The following is a 20,909-nucleotide window of genomic DNA, read 5'->3' as shown; positions in this document are numbered from 1 at the left end:
CGGGCGGCGTGTCGCCTCCGAATGCATGGATTTCGGAAAGGGGGCGGGCGGGAGTGGCGGCGGCGGGGTCAGACGGTGATGGCGGAGGCGTAGCTGGTGAAGGCCGCGCGGAGCATGTCGAACGACTCCTCATCGGTGCTCACGTGCGGACTCAGCCGCACGGTGTTCTGGCGGGTCGTGACGCTGACGCCGTGGTTGTGGAGCGACGCGGAGAGCACCGTGAGCTGGTCGATCGCCGGCGAGAGCACGACGATTCCGGCGCGTTCGTGCTCGGCGCGCGATGACGACACCGGCACGGCGTATTCGTCCGCGAGCTCGATCACCCGCGACACCTTCTCGGCGAGCCGTTCGCCGATCACGGCGACGCCCACCCGGGCGATGTCTTCGAGCGCCGCCGCCAGGCGGGCCTGGGCGATCGGATCGGGGTTGCTGATGCTGAACGCCGCGACGCCGCGGGCAGGAGGCAGAACGGCGTCGAGCGGCAAGTCGTCCTCGTCCGTCGCGTTGAAGCCCGAGAAGACCGGGGTGAGCGACTCGGCGGCCCGATCGCTGAGCGCGAGGAAGCCGGTGCCCCACCCGGCGCGCACCCACTTCTGGCCGCCGGAGACGACGACGTCGGCGACGCGATACGGCGCATCCACGACCCCGAAGCCCTGGATCGCATCCACGATGAGAAGGCGATCACCGATCACCTGGCGGATCCCCTCCAGGTCGGCGAGATAGCCGGTGCGGAAGTCGACGAGGCTCACGGCGACGGCGGCCGTGTTCTTGGTGAGCTGGTCGCGGATGCTGCCCGGCGTCACCGGTCCCCCGGCGGTGTCGAGCCAGACCGGGTTGAGCACGCCGAGCGAGTCCGCGGCGCGCGCCGCAGCGAAGGTGACGCTCGGGAATTCGGCCGGTGACAGCAGCACTCCCCCGGTGAGCCCGAACATCACGTGCATGAGCCCCGAGCTGGTGTTGGGCTGGAAGCAGACCTGCCCGGGGGCGAACCCGGTGATGGCGGCGACGGCGGCGCGCACCCGCTCGTCCTGCCGCTCGAGGCTGCCCAGGCTCCCGAAGCGCGCGCGCCGCAACAGCTCGAGCTGGGCCTGCTCCTCCTCGATAACCGCCCGGCCGAGCGGGCCGATGCTGGCGAAGTTGAGGTAGCCGGGCTCCTCGCTGAAACCGGCGACGAAGTCGTCGATGGTGGTCACGGTTCAGCTCCCGTAGCGCCGCTGGCGCCGGGCATAGTCGCGCAGGGCGCGGAGGAAGTCCACCTCGCGCAGGTCAGGGCCGAGCGCCTCCACGAAGTAGAACTCGCTGTGTGCGCTCTGCCAGAGCATGAAGTCGCTGAGGCGCTGCTCGCCGGAGGTGCGGATGACGAGGTCGGGGTCGGGCTGGCCGCCGGTGTAGAGGTGGTCCCCGATGAGCTCCGGGGTGAGGATCTCGGCGAGCGCATCGAGAGTCCCGCCCTCGTCGCCGTGCTTCTTCACGATGCTGCGCATCGCATCCGCGATCTCCCGGCGCCCGCCGTAGCCGACGGCGAGGTTGATGTGCAGGCCGGTGTTGCGCTCGGTGCGCTTCTCGGCCGCGGCGAGCTTCGCCACGAGGTCGGCCGGCAGTCCGTCGTCGGAGCCGACGTGCTGCACCCGCCAGTTGCGGAAGTGCGAGAGGTCTTCCGCGAGATCCCCGATGATCTGGAACAGCTCGTCGAGCTCCTCCGGGTCGCGACCCGTGAGGTTGTCCGTGGAGAGCAGGTAGAGGGTGGCCACCGAGATGCCGAGGTCGTCACACCAGATGAGGAACTCGCGGAACTTGGCCGCGCCCGCCCGGTGCCCGTGGGCGGCGGTCTCGAGCAACCGCTGCTTCGCCCATCGCCGGTTGCCGTCGAGGATCATCGCCACGTGTTTCGGCAGCTCCTGATGGCTCAGCCACCGGCGGATCCGGTTCTGGTAGAGGCCATAGAGCACCCCTTCACCGAGCGGTATCTCCCTCTTTGCCACGACCTAACGCTAGTGCAATCGCCCGGATTCGCTCCCAGTCGCGGCCGCCGCCCTGCCGCTAGGCTTGGCGCATGACGCAGGATGCGGACGACGTCAGCGTCGATCAGGAGCCGGGCGCCGGGCTGCCCAACATTCCCCTTCTCGAGGATGCCATCGTGGAGGACCGGACGCCGGAGCAGAAGCCCACCTGGCGGGGCTGGATCCACGCCGGCACCTTCCCTCTCGCCATCGCGCTCGGGGTGATCCTCATCGTGCTGGCCGACGGCACGGCGGCCAAGATCTCCAGTTCGGTCTTCGTGCTGTCGTCGCTCCTGCTCTTCGGCATTTCGGCCCTGTACCACCGGTTCACCTGGAGCGAGAAGACGAGGCGTCTGCTCAAGCGGCTGGACCACGCCAACATCTTCCTGCTCATCGCCGGCTCGTACACCCCGATCACCGTTCTCGCCCTGCCGCACGACAAGGCGGTGCTGCTGCTCTGGCTGGTCTGGGGCGGGGCGGCCCTCGGCATCGGCTTCCGCGTGTTCTGGCTCGGGGCCCCGCGCTGGCTCTACGTGCCGCTCTACCTCCTGCTCGGCTACGCGGCCCTCGCCTTCATCGTCGACTTCTTCCACGCCAACGCCGTGATGATGACCCTCATTCTGGTCGGCGGTCTCTTCTACACGATCGGCGCGGTCGCCTACGGGTTTAAGCGACCCAACCCGTTCCCCGGCGTGTTCGGGTTCCACGAGATCTTCCACACGCTCACGCTGCTGGCGTTCCTCTGCCACTGGACGGCGATCTTCCTGGTGGCGACCAACCCGCCCGTGCTCGGCGCCTGACCGGCCGAGGTCAGTCGTCCTTGTTCTCGGGACCCGAGCCGGCCGCGAGGCGCTCCGCCTCGAGCTGTTCGCGGATCTCGCCGCGGTAGCGCACCCGGCGGATCCGGCGCACGAGATCGATGCACAGCAGCACGACGGCGGCCGCGATGAGGAAGGTGATCAGGAACCCGACCCAGCCTGGCGTGACGGACTCTTCGTCGAACTTGGCGGCCGGCACCTGGGCGGCGAGGGTGAGGATGCGGGAGATCATGGCGTTCCTTGGTGGTGGTTGACGATTCCGGCGAAGAGGTCGGTCTCGGGGATGTCGGTGTCGACGAGCGACACGGCCAGCTGGAAGTCCTCGAACGGCCAGGCCTGGCGCTGCATGTCGTTGGGCCAGAAGAAGAAGAAACTGTCCGGGGCCACCTGGCTGGCGTGCGAGCGCAGCGCCTCGTCCCTGGCCTCGAGGAAGTCGCCGATCCGCACCTGCGTGGTGGCGAGGTTGGGACGGTCCTTCATCCAGCCGCGCACCTCGGTGAGGCGCTCGAGCTGGGGCGAACCCGGGTCGTTGGCGAGCACGAACTGGTACATCGCCTCGATCCGCGGCGCATTGAAGATGCGGTCGTAGTAGACCTTGGAGATCTGCCACGGCTCCCCGGCGCCCGGGTATCGCGCCGGGTCGGCGGCGGCCTCGAACGCGTACATCGAGATCTCGTGGGTGCGAATGTGGTCGGGGTGCGGATAGCCGCCGGTCTCGTCGTACGTGATGAGCACCTGCGGTCGCAGTTCGCGGATGATGCGCACGAGCGGCTCGGCGGAGATCTCGAGCGGGATCACCGCGAAGCAGTTCGCGGGGAGCGGCTCGCCGGCCTCAACGGACTCGGGGTCCGGCAGCCCGGAGTCCAGGTAGCCGAGCCAGCGGTGGTCGAACCCGATCGCCTGCTGGGCGCGCGCCATCTCGATGCGGCGGAGCCCCGCCATGTCCCGGTTCGCGGCCGCGCGTTCGGCCAGACCCTCGTTCTGGATGTCGCCGCGTTCGCCTCCCGTGCAGCTCACGACCGTGACCTCGACCCCGATGCTGCGGTAATACGCGTACGTCGCAGCGCCCTTGCTCGACTCGTCGTCGGGATGGGCGTGCACGGCCAGCAGTCGCAGTGTCACCGAACTCCTCAGGGATAGCGGATAGCCTTGGAATCCAAGACTAATCGCTGAGGGATGTTGAATGACTGCCATCGGTCGCACCGGCCACGCGGACGACAACGACCTCGCCGAGCGCTACGGACGCACGCCGTCGATCAAGCGTCGCAACCGCCGGCTGTACACCGCCCTCGCCGTGCTGGTGGGCATCGTCGTGGTGGCCTGGGTGATCTGGGCCGGCCTCGACCAGGCAGGCGGCTCGATCGAGTCGCAGGACACCAGCCACCGGATCCTCGACGACAAGACGGTGAGCATCAGCTTCCTGGTGTCGATGCCGATCGGCAGCACGGCCAGTTGTGCGCTGCAGGTGCAGAACGACGCCCACGGCATCGTCGGCTGGAAGATCGTGAAGATTCCGGCCTCGAAGCTCTACACCACGGGGCACACCGAGACCGTGCGCACCGCGGAGCAGGCGGTCACCGGCTTGATCTACCGCTGTTGGCTGACCTAAACTGAGTAATTCGTTGGAGACCGGCCGTTTGGCCGGTCTCATTTGTTTATCCCGATCGCACGGCGCGCCCCCTCGGGTGGCGGCCGGGCGATCAGTCGTCCATCCGAGGAGTTCACCGTGTCCCACGAGACAACCGAAACCTGGCTCACCCAGGAAGCTTTCGACCGCCGCAGCGCGGAGCTCGAACAGCTGGCGGGAGCCGGAAGAACCGAGATTGCCAAGAAGATCGAGGCCGCCCGCGAAGAGGGAGACCTCAAGGAGAACGGGGGCTACCACGCCGCCAAGGAGGAGCAGGGCAAGATCGAGGCGCGCATCCGTGTGCTGACCGAGCTTCTGCGCCACGCCAAGGTCGGCGAGGCGCCGCAGAGCACCGGCATCGTGCAGTCGGGAACGGTCGTGACCGCCACGATCCTCGGCGACGAGAGCGTCTTCCTGCTCGGCAGCCGCGAGATCGTCGGCGAGGACAGCGACCTCGACGTCTACAGCGAGGGCAGCCCCCTCGGCACGGCGATCCTCGGCCACAAGGTCGGCGACACCACGAGCTATGTGGCGCCGAACGGCAAGGAGATCACCGTGCACATCGTGAAGGTGGAAACCTACATTCCCTGACCCGCAGTGGGCGCGTCGATCAGAAGTCGATGCGCGGCTCGTAGCCCGCCTCGATGAGGTGGCCGAGCACCCGCTGAACGTGTTCCGGTCCCCTCGTCTCCACGCTGAGCTCCAGCTCGACCTCACTGATGAGCGAATTGCGGCCGTGACGGGTGTGCAGCACCTCCACGACGTTCGCGTTCGCCTCGGAGATCAGCTCGGCGACCCGCGCGAGCTGACCCGGGCGGTCGGGAAGCATGAGCCGGATCTTGAGATAACGGTCGGATGCCGCGAGCCCGCGGGAGAGCACCCGCTCCATGACGAGCGGGTCGATGTTGCCGCCGCTGAGGATGGCCACGGTCGTGCCCGAGTTGACCACCTGGCCGGTGAGGATCGCCGCGACCGACACCGCTCCGGCCGGCTCGACAACGAGCTTCGCCCGCTCGATGAGCACGAGCATGGCCCGTGCGATGTCGTCGTCAGTGACGGTGATCACCTCGTCGACGGCGTTCTTGATGATCTCGAAGTTGAGCACTCCCGGCTTGCTCACGGCGATGCCGTCGGCGATCGTCGGGCTGATGGTGATCGCGGTGGACACGCCGTTGCGCAGCGACAGCGGGTAGGGCGCCGCGTTCGCCGCCTGCACGCCGATGATGCGCACCGTGCGGCCCTGGGTCGCGAACTTCTGCTTGAGCGCGCTGGCCACGCCTGAGATGAGGCCTCCGCCGCCGATCGGCACGATGACGGTGTCGAGGTCGGGCACCTGGTCGAGGATCTCCAGGCCCAGGGTGCCCTGGCCGGCCACGACATCCGGGTGGTCGAACGGCGGAATGAGCACCGCGCCGGTCGACGCGGCGAACTCCGCCGCGGCGCGCAGCGGCTCGTCGACGGAGTGTCCGCGAAGAACCACCTCGGCCCCGTAGTTGCGGGTCGCCTGGAGCTTGGGCAGGGCGACCCCGACGGGCATGAAGATCGTCGCCGCAATGCCGAGCTCGCGGGCCGCGAAGGCGACCCCCTGGGCATGGTTGCCGGCCGAGGCGGCCACGACTCCGCGCGCCTTCTCCTCGTCGGTGAGCTTGGCGAGCCGGTTGTACGCCCCGCGGATCTTGTACGAGCCCGTGCGCTGCAGGTTCTCGCACTTGAGGTAGACGGGTGAACCCAGCACCTCGGAGAGGAACCGCGAGCTCTCCATCGGCGTGACCTCCGCGACCCGCGCGACCACCGCTCGCGCGGCCTCGAACTCGGCGAGGGTCGGCCCGGCAAGGATGCTGTCAGGCACGGAGGGCGTCCTTCGGGGTCGGAACTTCTCCGCCGCGCCAGTCCCCGCGCGCGATGTAGTTGATCATCACGTTGAGGGTCGCCACGACCGGAACCGCGAAGAGCGCCCCGGGGATGCCGGCGAGGAAGCCCCCGGCCGCGACGGCGAACACCACGGCCACGGGGTGCACCTTCACGGCGTTTCCCATGATGAACGGCTGCAGCACGTGGCCCTCGATCTGCTGCACCGCGATCACGCCGATGAGCATGATGAGCGCCGCGAGCGGACCGTTGTAGACGAGGGCGATGAAGACCGCGATGATTCCGGTGAGCACCGCGCCGACCACCGGGATGAACGACCCGAGGAACACGGCGATCGCGATCGGGATCACGAGCGGGAGCTGCAGGGCGAAGGCGACGAGGCCGATGCCCACCGCATCCACGGCAGCGACGAAGATCTGCACCCGTACGAAGTTGGTGAGCGTGACCCAGCCGGCCCGGCCGGAGCCGGCGACCGCCGGGCGCGCCTTGCGCGGGAAGAGCCGCACGAACCAGCCGAAGATGCCCTTGCCGTCGATGAGGAAGAAGAGGGTGGCGAACAGGGTGAGCAACAGGCCGGCGAGGAATCGCCCGGCCGACGAACCGACACTGAGCGCTCCAGAGACGAGCTGCTGGCTGTCGCTCTGGATACTCGCCCAGGCGTTGCCGAGATAGGTGTTGATCTGCGACTCCGTGAGATGCAGCGGGGAGTCGAGCAGGAACGTCTTGAAGTCGTTGTAGGCGGTGATGGTCTGCGCCTGCAGATCGGGGAATCCGCCCCGGATCTGGAACACCACCAGCACGATGAGGCCCGCGACGATCGCGATGAGCCCCACCTCGGCGAGGGCGACGGCCAGCCATTTGGGCCAGCGATGCCGCTGCAGGAATTGCACGAACGGCACGAGCAGGGCCGCCAGCAGAATCGCCACCATGAACGGCACGACGATCTCGCGAAGCTGGATCACGAGGAAGATGAACAGCGCGATTACGCCGGCGAGCGCGAGAATCCGCCACGACCAGGCGCCGGCCACCTTCATTCCGGCCGGGACGGCATCGTCCGGCTGCCAACGCTCGAGGGGATCCTGCGGCCTGTTCCGTCGTCCGAAAGTCACCCGGTCAGTCTACGTCCGGGCGTATGCGCCGCGCGGTATGCGACGGCGCACCCGTGTCATTCCGCACGCTCACTCACCGCCACGGGGTGGCCGGCGAACTCGATGAAGACGGGCTCCCCGGATGCGGGCCGTTCGCGCACGTCATGCTGCACGAAGAGCAGCGAGCCGTCGGCCATGCGCACCTGGGTGCGACGGAGCGAACCGAGGAAGCTCGACGCCACGACGGTGGCCGGGATGCCACGCGCGGCGAGCGCGATGTCCTCCGGCCGCACATAGGCGGTCACCGGACCGTCCGCCGGGGCCGTTCCGAGCACCGGGAGGGTCGCGCCATAGGCGGTGACCACTCCCCCGGCGAGAACGGCCGCCACCGGGTTGCTGAGCCCCACGAAGGTGGCGACGAACGAGGTTGCCGGCTGGGTGTACAGCTGTTCCGGGGAGCCGATCTGCTCGATGTTGCCGTCCCGCATCACCGCGACCCGGTCGGCCACGGCGAGGGCCTCCTCCTGGTCGTGCGTCACGAACACCGTCGTGATGCCGAGGTCGGTCTGGATGCGCCGGATCTCGTCGCGCAACTGCACGCGCACCTTCGCGTCGAGGGCGGAAAGCGGCTCGTCGAGCAGCAGCACGCGGGGGCGGGTGACCAGCGCCCGGGCCAGCGCAACGCGCTGCTGCTGGCCGCCGGAGAGCTGGTGCGCGTAGCGGCCGCCGAGGTGACCGAGGCCCACCATCTCCAGGGCGTCCACGGCCCGGGCGCGACGACTCGCGGCATCCACTCGGCGCATCTGCAGGCCGAACTCGACGTTCTGCATCACCGTCATGTGCGGGAACAGCGAATACGACTGGAAGACCATGCCGATGTCGCGCTTGTTCACCGGCAGCCCGGCGACATCCGCGCCGTCGATGCTGATCTGGCCGTCGGAGATCGCCTCGAGGCCGGACAGGGCGCGCAGCACCGTCGTCTTTCCGCACCCGGACGGCCCGAGCAGCGCCACGAACTCGCCGGGAGCGATGGAGAGATTGACGCCCGTCAGCGCCCGGTGACCCGCGTAGTCCTTGACGACGTTGCGCAGTTCGACGGCGGCGCCCTCCCGGGGCGGGATGGGCTGGCTCGCCGTGACCGCGGTCGTCGCGCGGGCGACATTGCGTGCTGAGCTATGGGTGTTTGTCATTCTGGCCTCCGGGTGAGCCGTCGCGGGCCGCCGCGGCGCGGTCGCGGTGACCCCGACCCGAGGCGTCCGATCAATAGGAGAAGCACGAAGGCGAAGATCAACGCGAAGAGCGCGAAGATCACGGCGACGTATGGGTCAGTGTGCTGTACGAGGATGAGTGCCGTCTGAAAGGTGTTTTGGCTGAGGAACGACGCAATCGTGTACTCCCCGAGAACCACGGCGATCGTGATGAACACCGAGGAGAGGATGCCCCGCCGCAGGTTCGGCAGGATCACGCGAGTGAGCACGCTCGTCCAGCCCGCTCCGAGCGAGCGGCTCGCCTCGCTGAGAACCACGACCTCGATCGCCCTGAGGTTCGCGGCGATGGGACGGTAGGCGTACGGGAGCACGATGATTCCCACGGCGAACGAGAGCGTCCAGGGGTGGCTGCCGAAGATGCCGGCCACGACGGAGTAGACCGGCACGAAGCCGACGACGAGCACTATGGACGGAATGGTGATCGGGATGATGCAGACGAACTCGAGCGCCCGGCGGAGGCCGGGGAACTTGAGCTCGACGAAGATCATGGTCGGCAGCAGCAGCACCAGCACGATGAGCACCGTGATCGCGCAGATTCCGATCGAGTTGACGATGCCCTGGAACAGCACACCGTATGACCCGGAGTTCACCGGGTCGAAGACGGCGACGAAGTGCTGGAAGCCGTACGCCTGCCGTCCGTCCACCGGCTGGCCGACCCTCAGCGAGAACTCGATCATCGCCACGATGGGCACGAGGAAGACCACCCCCACAATGCCGAGGATGATGCTGCGGGTGACCCGGCCGGGCTCCGCGGCGAAGCTGCGAGGTCCGACGCGGCGGCCCCTCACCGCCTTCGGCGCGATCAGGTCGCTGGTCGTTGCGTTGGCGACCGTCATCGCTGCCACCTCGATGCCCGACGCTGGAGCGCCGCGTACGCGGTCATGAGCACGATCATGACGACCACCATTCCGAGGGCGAGCACACCGGAGACGTTGGCAACGCCGACCACGGTCTCGCTCGATGACTGTTGCTTGATGGCGAGCGGGATGATCCCGCCCTGGGACAGCAGCGCCGCCGCCGTGGCATAGGACGAGAACGAGTTGGCGAAGAGCAGGATCAGGCTGCCGAAGAACGCCGGAGCGAGGATCGGCATGCCGATGCGTGTCCAGTAGGTGAACCGCGTTCCGCCGAGCGTGGCGCTCGCCTCCGCCCACGTGCTCTTCAGGCCCTCCATCGCCGGCATGAAGGTGAGCACCATGAGCGGAACCTGGAAGTAGAGGTAGACGATGTTCAGGCCCGAAATCTGATAGAGCAGGGGACCCTGGTCATTGAAGTTGAGAAAGACGTTGTCGGCCAGGCCGGACGAGATCAGCCACTTGGTGATCAGCCCCTGCTGGCCGATCGTCGCGATGAAGGCGAACGCGAGCATGACCCCGCCGAATTGGGCGAGCACGCTCGACGCCGAGTCGACAGCGGTGCGCAGGAAGCCGTCAGAACGGGTGCCGAGAAGAGCGAAACACACGACGGCACCGATCACCGCGCCCGCCACCGCGGTGAGCGCCGAGATGCCGATCGACGCGAGGAAGGCCTTCTGGATGTTCGGGTCGGCGAATGCCGCGAGGTTTGCCACGGTGAATGCCCCGGCGCGGGTGAAGAACCCGCTGCCCACCGCCAGCACCGCTGGTACCGCGAGGAAGAGCAGCACGTAACCCGCGAACGGCACAAGTCCGAGCCAGGCCACGCTGCGGCGCCGGGGAGTCGAGACCCCGGCGCCGCTCGTCGTGGTGGCTGGCGCGATGGCGGCGGCAGACATCATCGGGTGGTTGTTAGCCGATTGCGGCGGCCCACTTGGCGGCGAGCAGGGTGCCCGCCGTCGTGGCCTGGTCGGCGGTGAGCTGCACGAAGTCCTTCGGAGCAGCCCCGACGGTCTCGAGCACCTTCGCGTCCACGGTCTTCGCGGACTCCATCGCGGCCAGCGTCGCCGGGTACGACCCGGAGGCGAGGAAGAGGTTCTGCACGGCGGGCGTGTAGAGGTACTCCTCCCAGAGCCGCGCGGCCGCGGGGTGCGGTGCGTCGATGCTGATGGCCTGGTTGTAGTAGCTGCCGAGCGCGGTGCCTGGCAGCACGACGGTCTTGAAGTTCGGGTTTCCGGCAGCGCCGCCCGCCGCGCCCCACGCGAGGTTGTTGAAGCTCCACTGGATCACGACCGGGGTCTCGCCGGAGACGACGGTGGCCTGGGTGGGCGTGACGGCGAGGAAATTGCCCGCCTTCTTGAGCTTGGCGAAGAAGTCGACGCCGGCCTGGATGTTACTCGCGCTCCCCTTGTTCTGCAGGGCCGCGAGGTACACCGCGCTTGCCGCCTCGTTCGCCTGGGTCGGGTCGCCCTTGATGGCCACCTTGCCCTTGAAGTCGGAGCCGAGAAGATCGGAGATGGACTTGGGCGCCGTCTTGATGACCTTCGAGTCGTAACCGACCGACATCAGGCCGGTGTAGTCGTAGTACCACTTTCCGTCGGCGGCCTTGAAGTCCGCGGGGATGTCCGCCCAGTTGGCCACCTTGTACGGGGCGACCATGTCGAGGTTCTGCTGCAGCACGGCGGTGCCGAGGTCGAAGACGTCCGGAGCGGTCGACTGGCCCTTCTGCGCCTTCGCGGCGGAGATCTCGTCCGCGCTCGAACCGTCGGGGTTCGCCGAGTTGATCGTGATCTTCGGGTACTTCTTCTCGAAACCGGCGATGATCTTGCCGTAGTTGGCCCACGACGGCGGGAGGGTGATGAGGTTGAGCTGGCCCTCCGCGTTGGCGGCCTTCACGAGGGCGGGCAGACCGCCGAGCGCGGCCGCGCTCGTCGCGGTCTTGGCATCCACCGTTGCACCACTCGACGTGGCGCTCGACGGTGCGGCGGTCCCCGCGCACGCGGTGAGCGAGACGGCAACGGCCACCAGGATGGCGGCGCCTGCGACATAACGCTTGCTGATCACGATTCTTCCTCCAGGCGATCTCCCCTGGGCGCTCGCGCTGTGGGGCGAACATTTCGGATACCAGGGAGGACCTCTGACGATGCTCACCACCGATCGTGACCGGAATGGGGCGCGAGGGTTAACGTCGAACCAACGACTGGCGACGATCAGTGACAATCAGTACAGAGCGCCCATGACCTTGCGCGCGAGCCCGAGCGAAATCGTCATTCCGACGCCCGAGGTGACCGTCACCACCGTGACGCCGGGTCGGAGCTCGTGCACGAGGTAGGGATGCTGCGGGCTCGAGGCGTAGACCCCCTGCCACCTCTCCAGCACCCTGAGGGACTCGACACCGAGCACTGCCGCGGCCCGATCGAGGAGGAGGCCGCTGGTCTGTTCGGCGAGGAACGGCGGCATCGAAACGTCGTAGCGGTGGCTGTCCCCGACGATGAGAGTGCCATCCGGTCGCTGGGTGAACATGAGGTTCGCGTCGATCTCGAGCAGGGCAGGTTCCGCCGAGCCGAGGTGGGTGCGAAGGGCGCCGGCGGCGGCGGTCTCGGTGAACGCCGGGTAGCGCAGCATCGAGGTGCCGGTCAACACGGCCTCGCCGATGCGGAGGCCGGGCGGTGCCTCGACCCGCGCCATCTGCAGCCCGCAGCGCCGGATCTCGTGCCGCAGCGCCAGGCCCGGGTAGAGGTAGTCGAGGTCGTGGCCGACGCAGACGATCGTCTGTTCCGCCCGGATCGTGCCGCGGGACGTGTCGGCCACGCCATCCGTCGCGCCGAAGAACGAGGTCTGCCAGAGAAAGGTGACTCCGGGCTGGTCGGCCAGCCAGGCGGCCAGGCTCGACACGGCCTCGCGCGGATCCACGCGCAGATCGTCTCGCAAGACCGCACCGCCCACGATGGCCGACCCGTTGCCCGAGGTCGCGGCGGCGACGGAGAGCCTGTCGCGCGTGCCCTGCGCGTCGAGCAGGCGCACCTGGCCCGGTTCACGGGACTCCGCCAGCTCGATGAGCACATCGAGCTCACGATCGTTGACCGCCACGGCGATGGCCCCTGACTCGATCGAGAAGAACCCGGCAAGGCCGCTGTAGTGGAGCCAGCGTTCGCGGGAGACCTGAGCGAGCTCGAGTAGCTCCCCCGACTGCGCGGTGACGCAGCAGTGGCCGAAGTTTCGCACCGAGGCGCCGACTGCCCAGGCGTCCCTGTCGATCACGACCACCGAGAGCCCGCGGGACACGGCGTCCACCGCGTGCGCGAGACCGACGATTCCCGCACCGACCACCAGAACGTCGCACGCGGCAATGGGGGTGGTGGTCATGGTTGTCGACTGTGCGCGACGTCGCGTTCCGAGTCAAGGGACGCCGAGCGGAGTTCCGGCCGAGTTTTCCCACCGTTCACCTGGCACTGGTTGGTTGGTCGGTATCGGTCGCTCGACCGCGAACCTGGGGAGCCCCGGATGATCGAACTCGTCGCCTTCGACATGGCCGGCACCACGGTCGACGACCACGGCCTCGTCTACGTGGCGCTCGAGCGCTGCGTCACCGATGCCGGCGCCACCGTCCGCCCACGAGACCTGCAGCTCTGGATGGGCACCGACAAGGTCACCGCGATCGGCGCCCTGCTGCGTCTTGGCGGGGTGGAACCGACCGAGTCGACTGTCGCCTCGGCATTCGACGGATTCCGCCGGATCCTCGCCGAGAGCTACCGGGATGTGCCGCCCGTCGCCCTTCCCGGTGTCGAAGCGGCCTTGCGCGAGCTGCGGTCACGCGGCATCCGCGTGGCACTGACCACCGGTTTCACGAGCGAGGTCGCTGAGGCCATCCTGCACTCCATCGGCTGGACCATCGGGCCGGCCGTCGACGGCGCAGCGCCGACCGATGTGCTCGATGCCGTCGTGACGACGTCGGACGTGCCATCCGGGCGCCCGGCGCCCTACCTGATCCACCGGGCGATGGAGCGCACCGGAATCGTCGATGTGCGCAGGGTGCTGGCGGCCGGCGACACCATCGTCGACCTTCTCGCGGCCCGCAACGCGGGGGTGATCGGCGTCGGTGTCCTCACCGGCAGTCTCGGCAGGGCCGAGCTCGAAGCGCAGCCGCACGACTACATCCTCGCCTCCGTGGCCGAGGTGCCCGGCCTCGCGGAGGCAAGGGCCTGAGCCGCCAACGTCGGCGGCCCGCGCTAGGGTCGAGGCGATGGTCACGACACTCTCCGCGGCGCAGGCACGGCGCATCGCCCTCGCCGCCCAGGGCATCGGACGCCCCCGCCCGGCGAGAGTGGGCACCCGACAGCTGAATTCGACAATCGACCGGCTCGCACTCCTGCAGCTCGACTCGGTGAACGTCTTCGAACGCAGCCACTACCTGCCCCTCTTCGCCCGCCTCGGGGCCTACGACAAGGCGCAACTCGACGCCCTCACCTTCGCGCGCAAGGGACGGTACATCGAGTACTGGGCCCACGAGGCGGCGATCATCCCGGTGGAGAGCTGGCCCCTGTTCCGCTGGAAGATGGCCGCCCTGCGGGCGCGCTATTCGTCGGCCGGTGGCTGGGTGCACTCCAACCCGGCGATGCTCGACTGGCTGCGCGCGGAACTCGCCGAGAAGGGGCCCCTCGCCGCGAGCCAGATCGAGCACGACGCCGGGGCGCGCAAGGGGCCGTGGTGGGGCTGGTCGGAGGTGAAGACCGGACTCGAGTACCTGTTCATGTTCGGTGAGGTCGTGACGGCCGGGCGCACCCGATTCGAGCGCACCTATGCCCTCGCCGACGCGGTGCTGCCCGGCCACATCCTCGACGCCGAGGTGCCGAAGGACGAGGCGATCCGGCGGCTGATGAGCGTCTCCGCGGCGGCCCACGGCATCGGGACCCTGAGCGACCTTGCCGACTACTTTCGGCTGAAGCAGGAACCGGCGAAGGCGGCCGTGCACGACCTCGTCGACGCCGGAGAGCTCATCCCGGTGACCGTCGCCGGCTGGAACCGGCCGGCCTGGCTGCACCGGGACGCGCGCATTCGCCGCCGAATCGAGGCGACGGCGCTGCTCTCACCGTTCGACCCGGTCGTCTGGCAGCGGGGCAGGGCCGAGCGCATGTTCGGCTTCCACTACCGCATCGAGATCTACACCCCACCGGCCAAGCGCGTCTTCGGCTATTACACGCTGCCGCTGCTCGTCGACGACCGGCTGGTCGGACGGGTGGACCTCAAGAGCGACCGCCAGAACCGGGTGCTGCGCGTGCAGGCCGCGTGGACCGAGGCGGGAGCCCCGCCGGAGACCGCCGCGCGCCTGGCCCCGGTGCTGCGCGAGACGGCCGCCTGGCAGGGACTCGACGGCATCGAGGTGATGGGCCGGGGCGACCTGGCGGCCGCGGTCGCCGCCGAGCTGGGCGTGCCCGTGGTCGAGCCGGACAGCGCGCCGCGCGGGTAGCGCCGGCGCTGCGCGCCGCGACCGACGGCTGTTCCCGTTTGTCGGTTTTGGTCGCGGTCGAGCGGGCACATTCCTGTCGAACGGGAACATTCGCGGGAGGGAGCGAGAGAGCCTAGAACTCCCCGCCGATCTTGTGCAGCCGCGCGATGCGGTCCGGGAGCGGCGGGTGGGTGCTGAAGAGGCGGCTCATGAACCCGGGCCTCGACGGGTCGGAGATCCACAGGTGCGAGGTGCTCGAGTTCTGCCTGCGCATGGGTCGACCGAACTCGCCGAGCTTTTGCAGCGCGCTGGCGAGCGCATCCGGGTTCCTCGTCGTCATGGCGCTCGTCGCGTCGGCGAGGTACTCCCGCTGGCGGGAGATCGCGGCCTGCACGCCGGCGGCGACGAGCGGAGCGACGATCATCGCCGCGATGCCGAAGATGAGTACGACCGGGTTGCCGCCGCCGTTGTTGCGGTCGTTGCCGCGGCCGCCGAAGAACGAGAGGCGCAGGAAGATGTCGGCGATGAAACCGATCGCCACGACGAGACCGAAGACGATCATCGAGACCCGGATGTCGTAGTTCTGCACGTGGCCCATCTCGTGGGCCATCACGCCCTCGAGCTCGGAATCGTCCATGATGTCGAGCAGCCCGGTGGTCGCCGCGACGTACGCGTGCGCCGGGTCCCGGCCGGTCGCGAAGGCGTTCGGGGCCGGGTCGTTGACGATGTAGACCTTGGGCATCGGCAGGCCGTTCGTGATGGCGATGTTCTCCACGATGCGGTACAGCCGGGGGTTGTCGGCCTTCTGGATCTCCTGGCCGCCCGAGATCGAGATCGCGAGCCGGGACGCGGCGAAGTACTGGATCACCGCGTACACCGTGGCGATCACCAGAGTCCAGATCGTGATCGACCAGTTGTTTCCGTAGATGGCGCCGGCCAACCAGCCGAGCCCGCCGATGATCGCGATGAACAGCAGGATGATGAAGACGGTGTTGCGTTTGTTTGACGCTATGGCGCGATACATGGGGTTCTCAGCCTGGGGTGATCAGCACAACGAATCGAGGCGCGAGTGCGCTCGAGGGTTTTCCACCGACCGTGCCTAGAACTGAACGCGGGGCGGTTCGGCGATGGCCGCCGCATCCGCCACCTCGAAGAATTCGCGCTCGTGGAAGCCGAGGCTGCGCACGTACAGCGTGTTCGGGAAGGTCTTGATCTTGGTGTTCAGTTCGCGCACGCCGCCGTTATAGAAGCGACGCGAGGCCTGGATCTTGTCCTCGGTGTCGACGAGTTCGCCCTGAAGCTGCAGGAAGTTCTGGCTGGCCTGCAGCTGCGGGTAGGCCTCGGCGACCGCGAAGATGCTCTTCAGCGCCGCCTGCATGTGGTTCTCGGCGACGGCCGCGTCGGCGGGGGTGCTTGCGCTGATCGACTCGGCCCTGGCCTGCGCCACGGCCTCGAAGACGCCCTTCTCGTGGGCCGCGTAGCCCTTGACCGTCTCGATGAGGTTCGGGATGAGGTCGGCACGACGCTTGAGCTGCACCGTGATGTCGCTCCACGCCTCGTCGACGCGCACGTTGAGGCGCACGAGTCCGTTGTAGGTCGACCACAGGTAGATGCCGATGATGACGACCAGCAGGACGATGATGCCTACGACGATCAGAGTTTCCATTGCTACTCCCTCGAGGAAGTGCGATTCTCGCCCCGGACAGGAATGGCAGGACGGGCGGCGCACATTCGAGATAACTATAGCTAAGGTCATCTGCGCTCTCACCTCGTTCGCGGCAAGCTCCGAGACAACTCGTAGCCTGCCGTTCGCCCGGGCCGCACGACCCTTGACAGCGACTCCCCCGCACGCGGAGAGTTCGAGCTGTGACCAACTTCCATGGACCGGCCATCATCGTCGACAGGCTGCACGTCTCGCGCGGACGGCGGAAGGTGCTGCACGGGGTCACGGTCTCCGTGGAGCCCGGCCAGGTGGTGGGTCTCCTGGGTCCGAGCGGATGCGGCAAGACCACCCTCATGCGATCGATCGTGGGGGTGCAGAGGATCGACTCCGGTACGGTCACCGTGCTCGGCGCCCCCGCGGGCACGGCGAACCTGCGCAGGCGGGTGGGTTACGTCACGCAGTCCGCGAGCGTCTACGACGACCTCACGGTTACCCAGAACCTCTCCTACTTTCGGCGGGTTCTCGGTGCGGAGCGCGGCGAGGTCGACCGGGTGATCGAGGCGACGGATCTCGGTGCCCACGCGTCCCAGCTCGTCGACTCCCTGTCCGGCGGCCAGCGTGCGCGGGTCTCCCTCGCCGCGGCCCTCATCGGATCGCCGGAGCTCCTCGTTCTCGACGAGCCGACCGTCGGCCTGGACCCCGTTCTGCGGGTGGAGCTCTGGCGACTCTTCCACGCGCTGGCGGACGAGGGAACCAGCCTTCTCGTCTCCAGCCACGTGATGGACGAGGCGACGAGGTGCGACCGCCTGCTGCTGATGCGCGGCGGGGTGCTGCTCGCCGACGAGACCCCGCACGGGCTCCTCGAGTCGACCGGGGCCGCGGACACCGAGGACGCCTTCCTCACCCTCATCGCCCGAACACCGCGCAAACGGGCGGAGGACGACTCGTGAACGTGTCCCGCACCCTCGCGACCGCCCGGCGCGTGCTCCAGCAGATCCGGCACGATCCTCGAACCATCGCGCTGCTCCTGCTGGTGCCGAGCCTCCTGATCGGCCTCGTCTCCTGGCTGTTCTCGGACACGAAGGTGTTCGAGCGGGTCGGCCCGGCGATGATCGCGCTGTTCCCCTTCATCGTCATGTTCCTCGTGACGAGCATCACCACGCTCCGCGAGCGCCGAACCGGCACTCTCGAGCGACTGCTCACCATGCCGCTCGGCAAGCTGGAGTTCATTCTCGGCTACACGCTCGCGTTCGGTCTCCTCGCCATCCTTCAGGCCCTCGTGGCGGTGGGCTTCGCCGTGTGGGTGTGCGGGCTCACGATCAATGGCTCGATCTGGCTGTTGCTGGCCGTGGCCCTCGCCGACGCCATCCTCGGCACGACGCTCGGCCTGCTCGCGAGCGCCTTCGCCCGCACCGAGTTCCAGGTCGTGCAGTTCATGCCCGCCCTCGTGTTCCCGCAGATCCTGCTCGGCGGAATCTTCATCCCCCGCGACCAGCTCCCCGACGCCCTGCACGCGATCTCGGACTGGCTGCCCCTCTCGCACGCCATCGACGCCCTCAACGCCGTGGCCGCCGATTCCGAGTCGGCGGCGTGGGTCGGCGGCAGGCTGCTCATCATCGGCGCCTTCGCGGTCGGGGCCATCGTGCTCGGCTCGATCACCCTTCGCCGCCGGACTCCCTAACGGTTTGCACACGCCGACAGTGCGACAATTATCGTCGCGCCGCATCATGCGGTGCGTGGGAAGGACATCGGATGCCCTCGGCAACAGCACAGGAGGCGATCCAGCGTCTCAGCCGGGTGGTGCCCGACTTCCCGACTCCCGGGATCACCTTCCGGGATCTCACCCCGGTCTTCGCGGACGGCCCGGCCCTGCAGGCCGTGACCGATGCCCTCGTGGCGCAGTTCGCCGGCCGATTCGATGTGATCGCCGGAGTCGAGGCACGGGGTTTCGTGCTCGCGGCGAGCGCCGCGTACGCGACCGGGCACGGGGTGGTCATGATCCGCAAACCGGGCAAGCTCCCTCGCGCGGTGCTCACCGAGGACTACGACCTCGAGTACGGCAGCACCACCCTCGAGGTGCACCCCGACGAACTCGCCCGCGGCGCCAGGGTGCTGCTCATCGATGATGTGCTCGCGACCGGCGGCACCCTCGCCGCGAGCTGCTCCCTGATCGAGAGATCCGGCTGGGTCGTGGCCGGAATCAGCGTCGTGCTCGAGCTCTCCGATCTCGCGGGTTCGACGAGACTCCCGGGTCGCACCGTGCACTCGCTGGTGACGCTGTGAACGCCGCGCAGCCGAGCTACCCTGTTGCTGGAGGAGAGTCCTGATGGCCGTCACCACCGCCGGTTTTCGCACCTGGATGCTCAAGGGTCTCGTCGATCCCCGCGGCACGCACCAGGGGCCGCACGCCGAGACGCCGGAGAAGACCCACTCGTGGTGGCGTGTCATGTGCCTCACCGGCGTCGACTACTTCTCCACCCTCGGCTACCAGCCGGCCATCGCCGCCCTCGCCGCCGGGCTCGTCTCCCCCTTCGCGACGATCGTGCTGGTGGCACTCACCCTGCTCGGCGCCCTGCCGGTGTACCGCCGGGTCGCCCGCGAGAGCTTCAAGGGCTCCGGTTCCATCCAGATGCTCGAAAGGCTGCTCCCCTGGTGGGCCGGCAAGCTCTTCGTGCTGGTGCTGCTCGGCTTCGCGGCCACCGACTTCATGATCACCATCACCCTCTCCGCCGCCGACGCCTCCGCCCACGCGATCGAGAACCCGTTCGCCCCGGCCTGGTTCCACGGCAACGAGGTCGGCCTCACCCTCGTGCTGGTGGCCCTGCTCGGGGCGGTCTTCCTGCGCGGATTCCGCGAGGCGATCGGCATCGCGGTGGTGCTCGTTGCCGTGTACCTCGCCCTCAACGTCGTGGTGATCCTCGTCTCGATCGGCCAGGTGTTCACTCACCCCGTGGTCGTCTCCGACTGGTGGTCGGCGCTCAACACGCAGCACGGCAACCCGCTCATCGTGGTGGGCATCGCCCTCATCGTCTTTCCGAAGCTCGCCCTCGGCCTCTCCGGATTCGAGACCGGCGTCGCAGTCATGCCGCAGATCAGCGGCGACGCCACGGACACTCCGCAGAAGCCGACCGGGCGCATCCGCGGGGCGCATCGGCTGCTCACCACGGCCGCCCTCATCATGAGCGCCTTCCTCATCACCTCGAGCCTCGTGACGACCTTCCTCATCCCGCAGAAGCAGTTCCAGCCGGGCGGATCCGCCAACGGCCGCGCCCTCGCCTACCTCGCGCACGAGTACCTCGGCCCGGCGTTCGGCACGGTCTACGACATCAGCACCATCTGCATCCTCTGGTTCGCGGGGGCCTCGGCGATGGCCGGCCTGCTCAACCTCGTGCCGCGCTACCTTCCCCGCTACGGGATGGCGCCCAACTGGGCGCGCGCGGTGCGCCCGCTCGTGCTCGTCTTCACCGCCATCGCCTTCCTCATCACCATCGTGTTCCGGGCGAACGTGGATGCCCAGGGTGGCGCGTACGCCACCGGCGTGCTCGTGCTCATCACCTCGGCGTCCGTGGCGGTCACGCTCTCGGCGCTCCACAAGAAGCAGCGCAAGCGCACCGTGGGATTCGCGGTCGTCTCCGTCGTCTTCCTCTACACGACGGTCGCCAACGTCATCGAGCGGCCGGACGGCCTGCGCATCGCGACGCTGTTCATCATCGGCATCCTCGTGATCTCGATCGTGTCCCGCGTGCAGCGGTCCCTGCAGTTGAGAGCCACCTCGGTCGAGCTCGACGAGACGGCCCTCTCCTTCGTGATGGCCGACGCCGAGCACGACAAGATCCGCATCATCGCCAACGAGCCTGACGACGGCACGGCCAGGGAATACCGTGAGAAGAACACGGACGAGCGCCGGTTCAGCCACATCCCGCAGCGTGCCCGCACCATCTTCCTCGAGGTGCACCCGTCTGACTCCTCCGACTTCGAGGAGGACCTCGTGGTGCGCGGGGTGGAGATGCACGGCTACCGGGTGCTCAAGGTGGAGAGCGGCAACGTGCCGAACACCCTCGCCGCCGTGCTGCTCGAGATCCGCAACGTCACCGGCGTCGTTCCGGACATCTACTTCGAGTGGACGGAGGGCAACCCGATCTCGAACATGTTCAAGTTCCTGGTGACCGGCACGGGCGAGGTCGCCCCGGTCACCCGCGAGGTTCTGCGCGAGTGCGAGAAGGATGCCAAGCGCCGACCGTCGGTGCACGTCAGCTAGACCGCGCGACCGTCGACC

At 68.3% G+C, this 20,909-nt stretch carries 22 protein-coding genes; 9 read left to right on the top strand and 13 right to left on the bottom strand.

What is annotated here, in order from left to right; all coding sequences use genetic code 11:
* Window positions 1-68 precede the first annotated feature (68 nt).
* On the bottom strand, window positions 69-1,193 hold the full coding sequence (locus ACHZD8_RS08500; protein WP_394769815.1) for an aminotransferase class V-fold PLP-dependent enzyme: 1,125 nt from the start codon (window positions 1,191-1,193) through the stop codon (window positions 69-71).
* Window positions 1,194-1,196: 3 nt separating this feature from the next.
* Window positions 1,197-1,982: an isoprenyl transferase gene (locus tag ACHZD8_RS08495; RefSeq protein WP_394769813.1), complete on the bottom strand. Its 786-nt coding sequence runs from the start codon at window positions 1,980-1,982 to the stop codon at window positions 1,197-1,199.
* A 71-nt stretch (window positions 1,983-2,053) separates the two neighbouring features.
* Between ACHZD8_RS08495 and ACHZD8_RS08490 the strand changes: the two genes are divergently transcribed.
* On the top strand, window positions 2,054-2,800 hold the full coding sequence (locus ACHZD8_RS08490) for a hemolysin III family protein (protein WP_394769812.1): 747 nt from the start codon (window positions 2,054-2,056) through the stop codon (window positions 2,798-2,800).
* A gap of 10 nt (window positions 2,801-2,810) precedes the next feature.
* Here the strand turns inward: ACHZD8_RS08490 and ACHZD8_RS08485 are convergent, their stop codons facing one another.
* Together ACHZD8_RS08485 and mca are read right to left on the bottom strand one after the other, a co-directional pair.
* Window positions 2,811-3,050: a hypothetical protein gene (locus tag ACHZD8_RS08485; protein WP_394769810.1), complete on the bottom strand. Its 240-nt coding sequence runs from the start codon at window positions 3,048-3,050 to the stop codon at window positions 2,811-2,813.
* Window positions 3,047-3,940, bottom strand: a complete 894-nt coding sequence (gene mca, locus ACHZD8_RS08480; protein WP_394769809.1) for a mycothiol conjugate amidase Mca — start codon at window positions 3,938-3,940, stop codon at window positions 3,047-3,049. The genes ACHZD8_RS08485 and mca overlap by 4 nt, the downstream gene beginning before the upstream one ends.
* Window positions 3,941-4,001: 61 nt before the next feature.
* Here mca and ACHZD8_RS08475 point away from each other — a divergent pair, with 61 nt between their 5' ends.
* Together ACHZD8_RS08475 and greA are read left to right on the top strand one after the other, a co-directional pair.
* Window positions 4,002-4,427, top strand: coding sequence for a DUF4307 domain-containing protein (locus tag ACHZD8_RS08475; RefSeq protein ID WP_394769807.1), 426 nt, complete (start codon window positions 4,002-4,004; stop codon window positions 4,425-4,427).
* A gap of 117 nt (window positions 4,428-4,544) precedes the next feature.
* Window positions 4,545-5,036, top strand: coding sequence for a transcription elongation factor GreA (greA, locus tag ACHZD8_RS08470; protein WP_394769806.1), 492 nt, complete (start codon window positions 4,545-4,547; stop codon window positions 5,034-5,036).
* Window positions 5,037-5,055: 19 nt separating this feature from the next.
* On the opposite strand, the gene ilvA is transcribed toward greA, so the two are convergent.
* The 7 genes from ilvA to ACHZD8_RS08435 form a co-directional block, all read right to left on the bottom strand.
* Window positions 5,056-6,294, bottom strand: coding sequence for a threonine ammonia-lyase (gene ilvA / locus ACHZD8_RS08465; RefSeq protein ID WP_394769805.1), 1,239 nt, complete (start codon window positions 6,292-6,294; stop codon window positions 5,056-5,058).
* Window positions 6,287-7,423, bottom strand: coding sequence for an AI-2E family transporter (locus tag ACHZD8_RS08460; protein ID WP_394769803.1), 1,137 nt, complete (start codon window positions 7,421-7,423; stop codon window positions 6,287-6,289). Before ACHZD8_RS08460 ends, ilvA begins: the two co-directional genes overlap by 8 nt.
* A gap of 56 nt (window positions 7,424-7,479) precedes the next feature.
* Window positions 7,480-8,592 (bottom strand): ABC transporter ATP-binding protein, encoded by a 1,113-nt coding sequence (locus tag ACHZD8_RS08455; RefSeq protein WP_394769801.1) that lies wholly within the window; start codon window positions 8,590-8,592, stop codon window positions 7,480-7,482.
* Complete coding sequence (locus ACHZD8_RS08450; RefSeq protein ID WP_394769800.1) at window positions 8,589-9,506, bottom strand: ABC transporter permease; 918 nt, start codon at window positions 9,504-9,506, stop codon at window positions 8,589-8,591. Before ACHZD8_RS08450 ends, ACHZD8_RS08455 begins: the two co-directional genes overlap by 4 nt.
* Window positions 9,503-10,426, bottom strand: coding sequence for an ABC transporter permease (locus tag ACHZD8_RS08445; protein ID WP_394769799.1), 924 nt, complete (start codon window positions 10,424-10,426; stop codon window positions 9,503-9,505). The genes ACHZD8_RS08450 and ACHZD8_RS08445 overlap by 4 nt, the downstream gene beginning before the upstream one ends.
* 10 nt (window positions 10,427-10,436) lie before the next feature.
* The gene (locus ACHZD8_RS08440; protein ID WP_394769797.1) at window positions 10,437-11,588 is read right to left on the bottom strand and encodes an ABC transporter substrate-binding protein; all 1,152 of its coding nucleotides are present in this window, start codon (window positions 11,586-11,588) and stop codon (window positions 10,437-10,439) included.
* A gap of 156 nt (window positions 11,589-11,744) precedes the next feature.
* Entirely contained in the window at window positions 11,745-12,890 is a 1,146-nt protein-coding gene (locus ACHZD8_RS08435; protein WP_394769794.1) for a TIGR03364 family FAD-dependent oxidoreductase, read from the bottom strand.
* A 138-nt stretch (window positions 12,891-13,028) separates the two neighbouring features.
* On the opposite strand from ACHZD8_RS08435, the gene ACHZD8_RS08430 reads away from it, so the two are divergent.
* Entirely contained in the window at window positions 13,029-13,730 is a 702-nt protein-coding gene (locus ACHZD8_RS08430; protein ID WP_394769793.1) for a phosphonatase-like hydrolase, read from the top strand.
* 37 nt (window positions 13,731-13,767) lie between these two features.
* Window positions 13,768-14,991: a winged helix-turn-helix domain-containing protein gene (locus ACHZD8_RS08425; RefSeq protein WP_394769792.1), complete on the top strand. Its 1,224-nt coding sequence runs from the start codon at window positions 13,768-13,770 to the stop codon at window positions 14,989-14,991.
* Window positions 14,992-15,103: 112 nt separating this feature from the next.
* Here ACHZD8_RS08425 and ACHZD8_RS08420 read toward each other — a convergent pair whose 3' ends face one another.
* Together ACHZD8_RS08420 and ACHZD8_RS08415 are read right to left on the bottom strand one after the other, a co-directional pair.
* On the bottom strand, window positions 15,104-15,994 hold the full coding sequence (locus ACHZD8_RS08420) for a M48 family metallopeptidase (RefSeq protein WP_394769790.1): 891 nt from the start codon (window positions 15,992-15,994) through the stop codon (window positions 15,104-15,106).
* A 75-nt stretch (window positions 15,995-16,069) separates the two neighbouring features.
* Window positions 16,070-16,636 carry a LemA family protein gene (locus tag ACHZD8_RS08415; RefSeq protein WP_394769789.1) on the bottom strand — a complete coding sequence of 189 codons (567 nt, stop codon included), beginning with the start codon at window positions 16,634-16,636 and terminating at the stop codon, window positions 16,070-16,072.
* 200 nt (window positions 16,637-16,836) lie between these two features.
* On the opposite strand from ACHZD8_RS08415, the gene ACHZD8_RS08410 reads away from it, so the two are divergent.
* The 4 genes from ACHZD8_RS08410 (at window position 16,837) to ACHZD8_RS08395 (ending at window position 20,891) form a co-directional block, all read left to right on the top strand.
* On the top strand, window positions 16,837-17,583 hold the full coding sequence (locus ACHZD8_RS08410; protein WP_394769787.1) for an ABC transporter ATP-binding protein: 747 nt from the start codon (window positions 16,837-16,839) through the stop codon (window positions 17,581-17,583).
* Entirely contained in the window at window positions 17,580-18,314 is a 735-nt protein-coding gene (locus ACHZD8_RS08405) for an ABC transporter permease (RefSeq protein ID WP_394769785.1), read from the top strand. The genes ACHZD8_RS08410 and ACHZD8_RS08405 overlap by 4 nt, the downstream gene beginning before the upstream one ends.
* A 71-nt stretch (window positions 18,315-18,385) precedes the next feature.
* On the top strand, window positions 18,386-18,916 hold the full coding sequence (locus ACHZD8_RS08400; protein WP_394769784.1) for an adenine phosphoribosyltransferase: 531 nt from the start codon (window positions 18,386-18,388) through the stop codon (window positions 18,914-18,916).
* Window positions 18,917-18,959: 43 nt separating this feature from the next.
* Window positions 18,960-20,891, top strand: coding sequence for an amino acid transporter (locus tag ACHZD8_RS08395; RefSeq protein WP_394769783.1), 1,932 nt, complete (start codon window positions 18,960-18,962; stop codon window positions 20,889-20,891).
* Window positions 20,892-20,909: the final 18 nt, after the last annotated feature.

The organism is Lacisediminihabitans sp. (genome assembly GCF_043726815.1).
Lineage (GTDB): Bacteria > Actinomycetota > Actinomycetes > Actinomycetales > Microbacteriaceae > Lacisediminihabitans.
The sequence above is the reverse complement of the archived record's forward strand: the minus strand, read 5'-3'. Positions and strand labels throughout refer to the sequence as shown.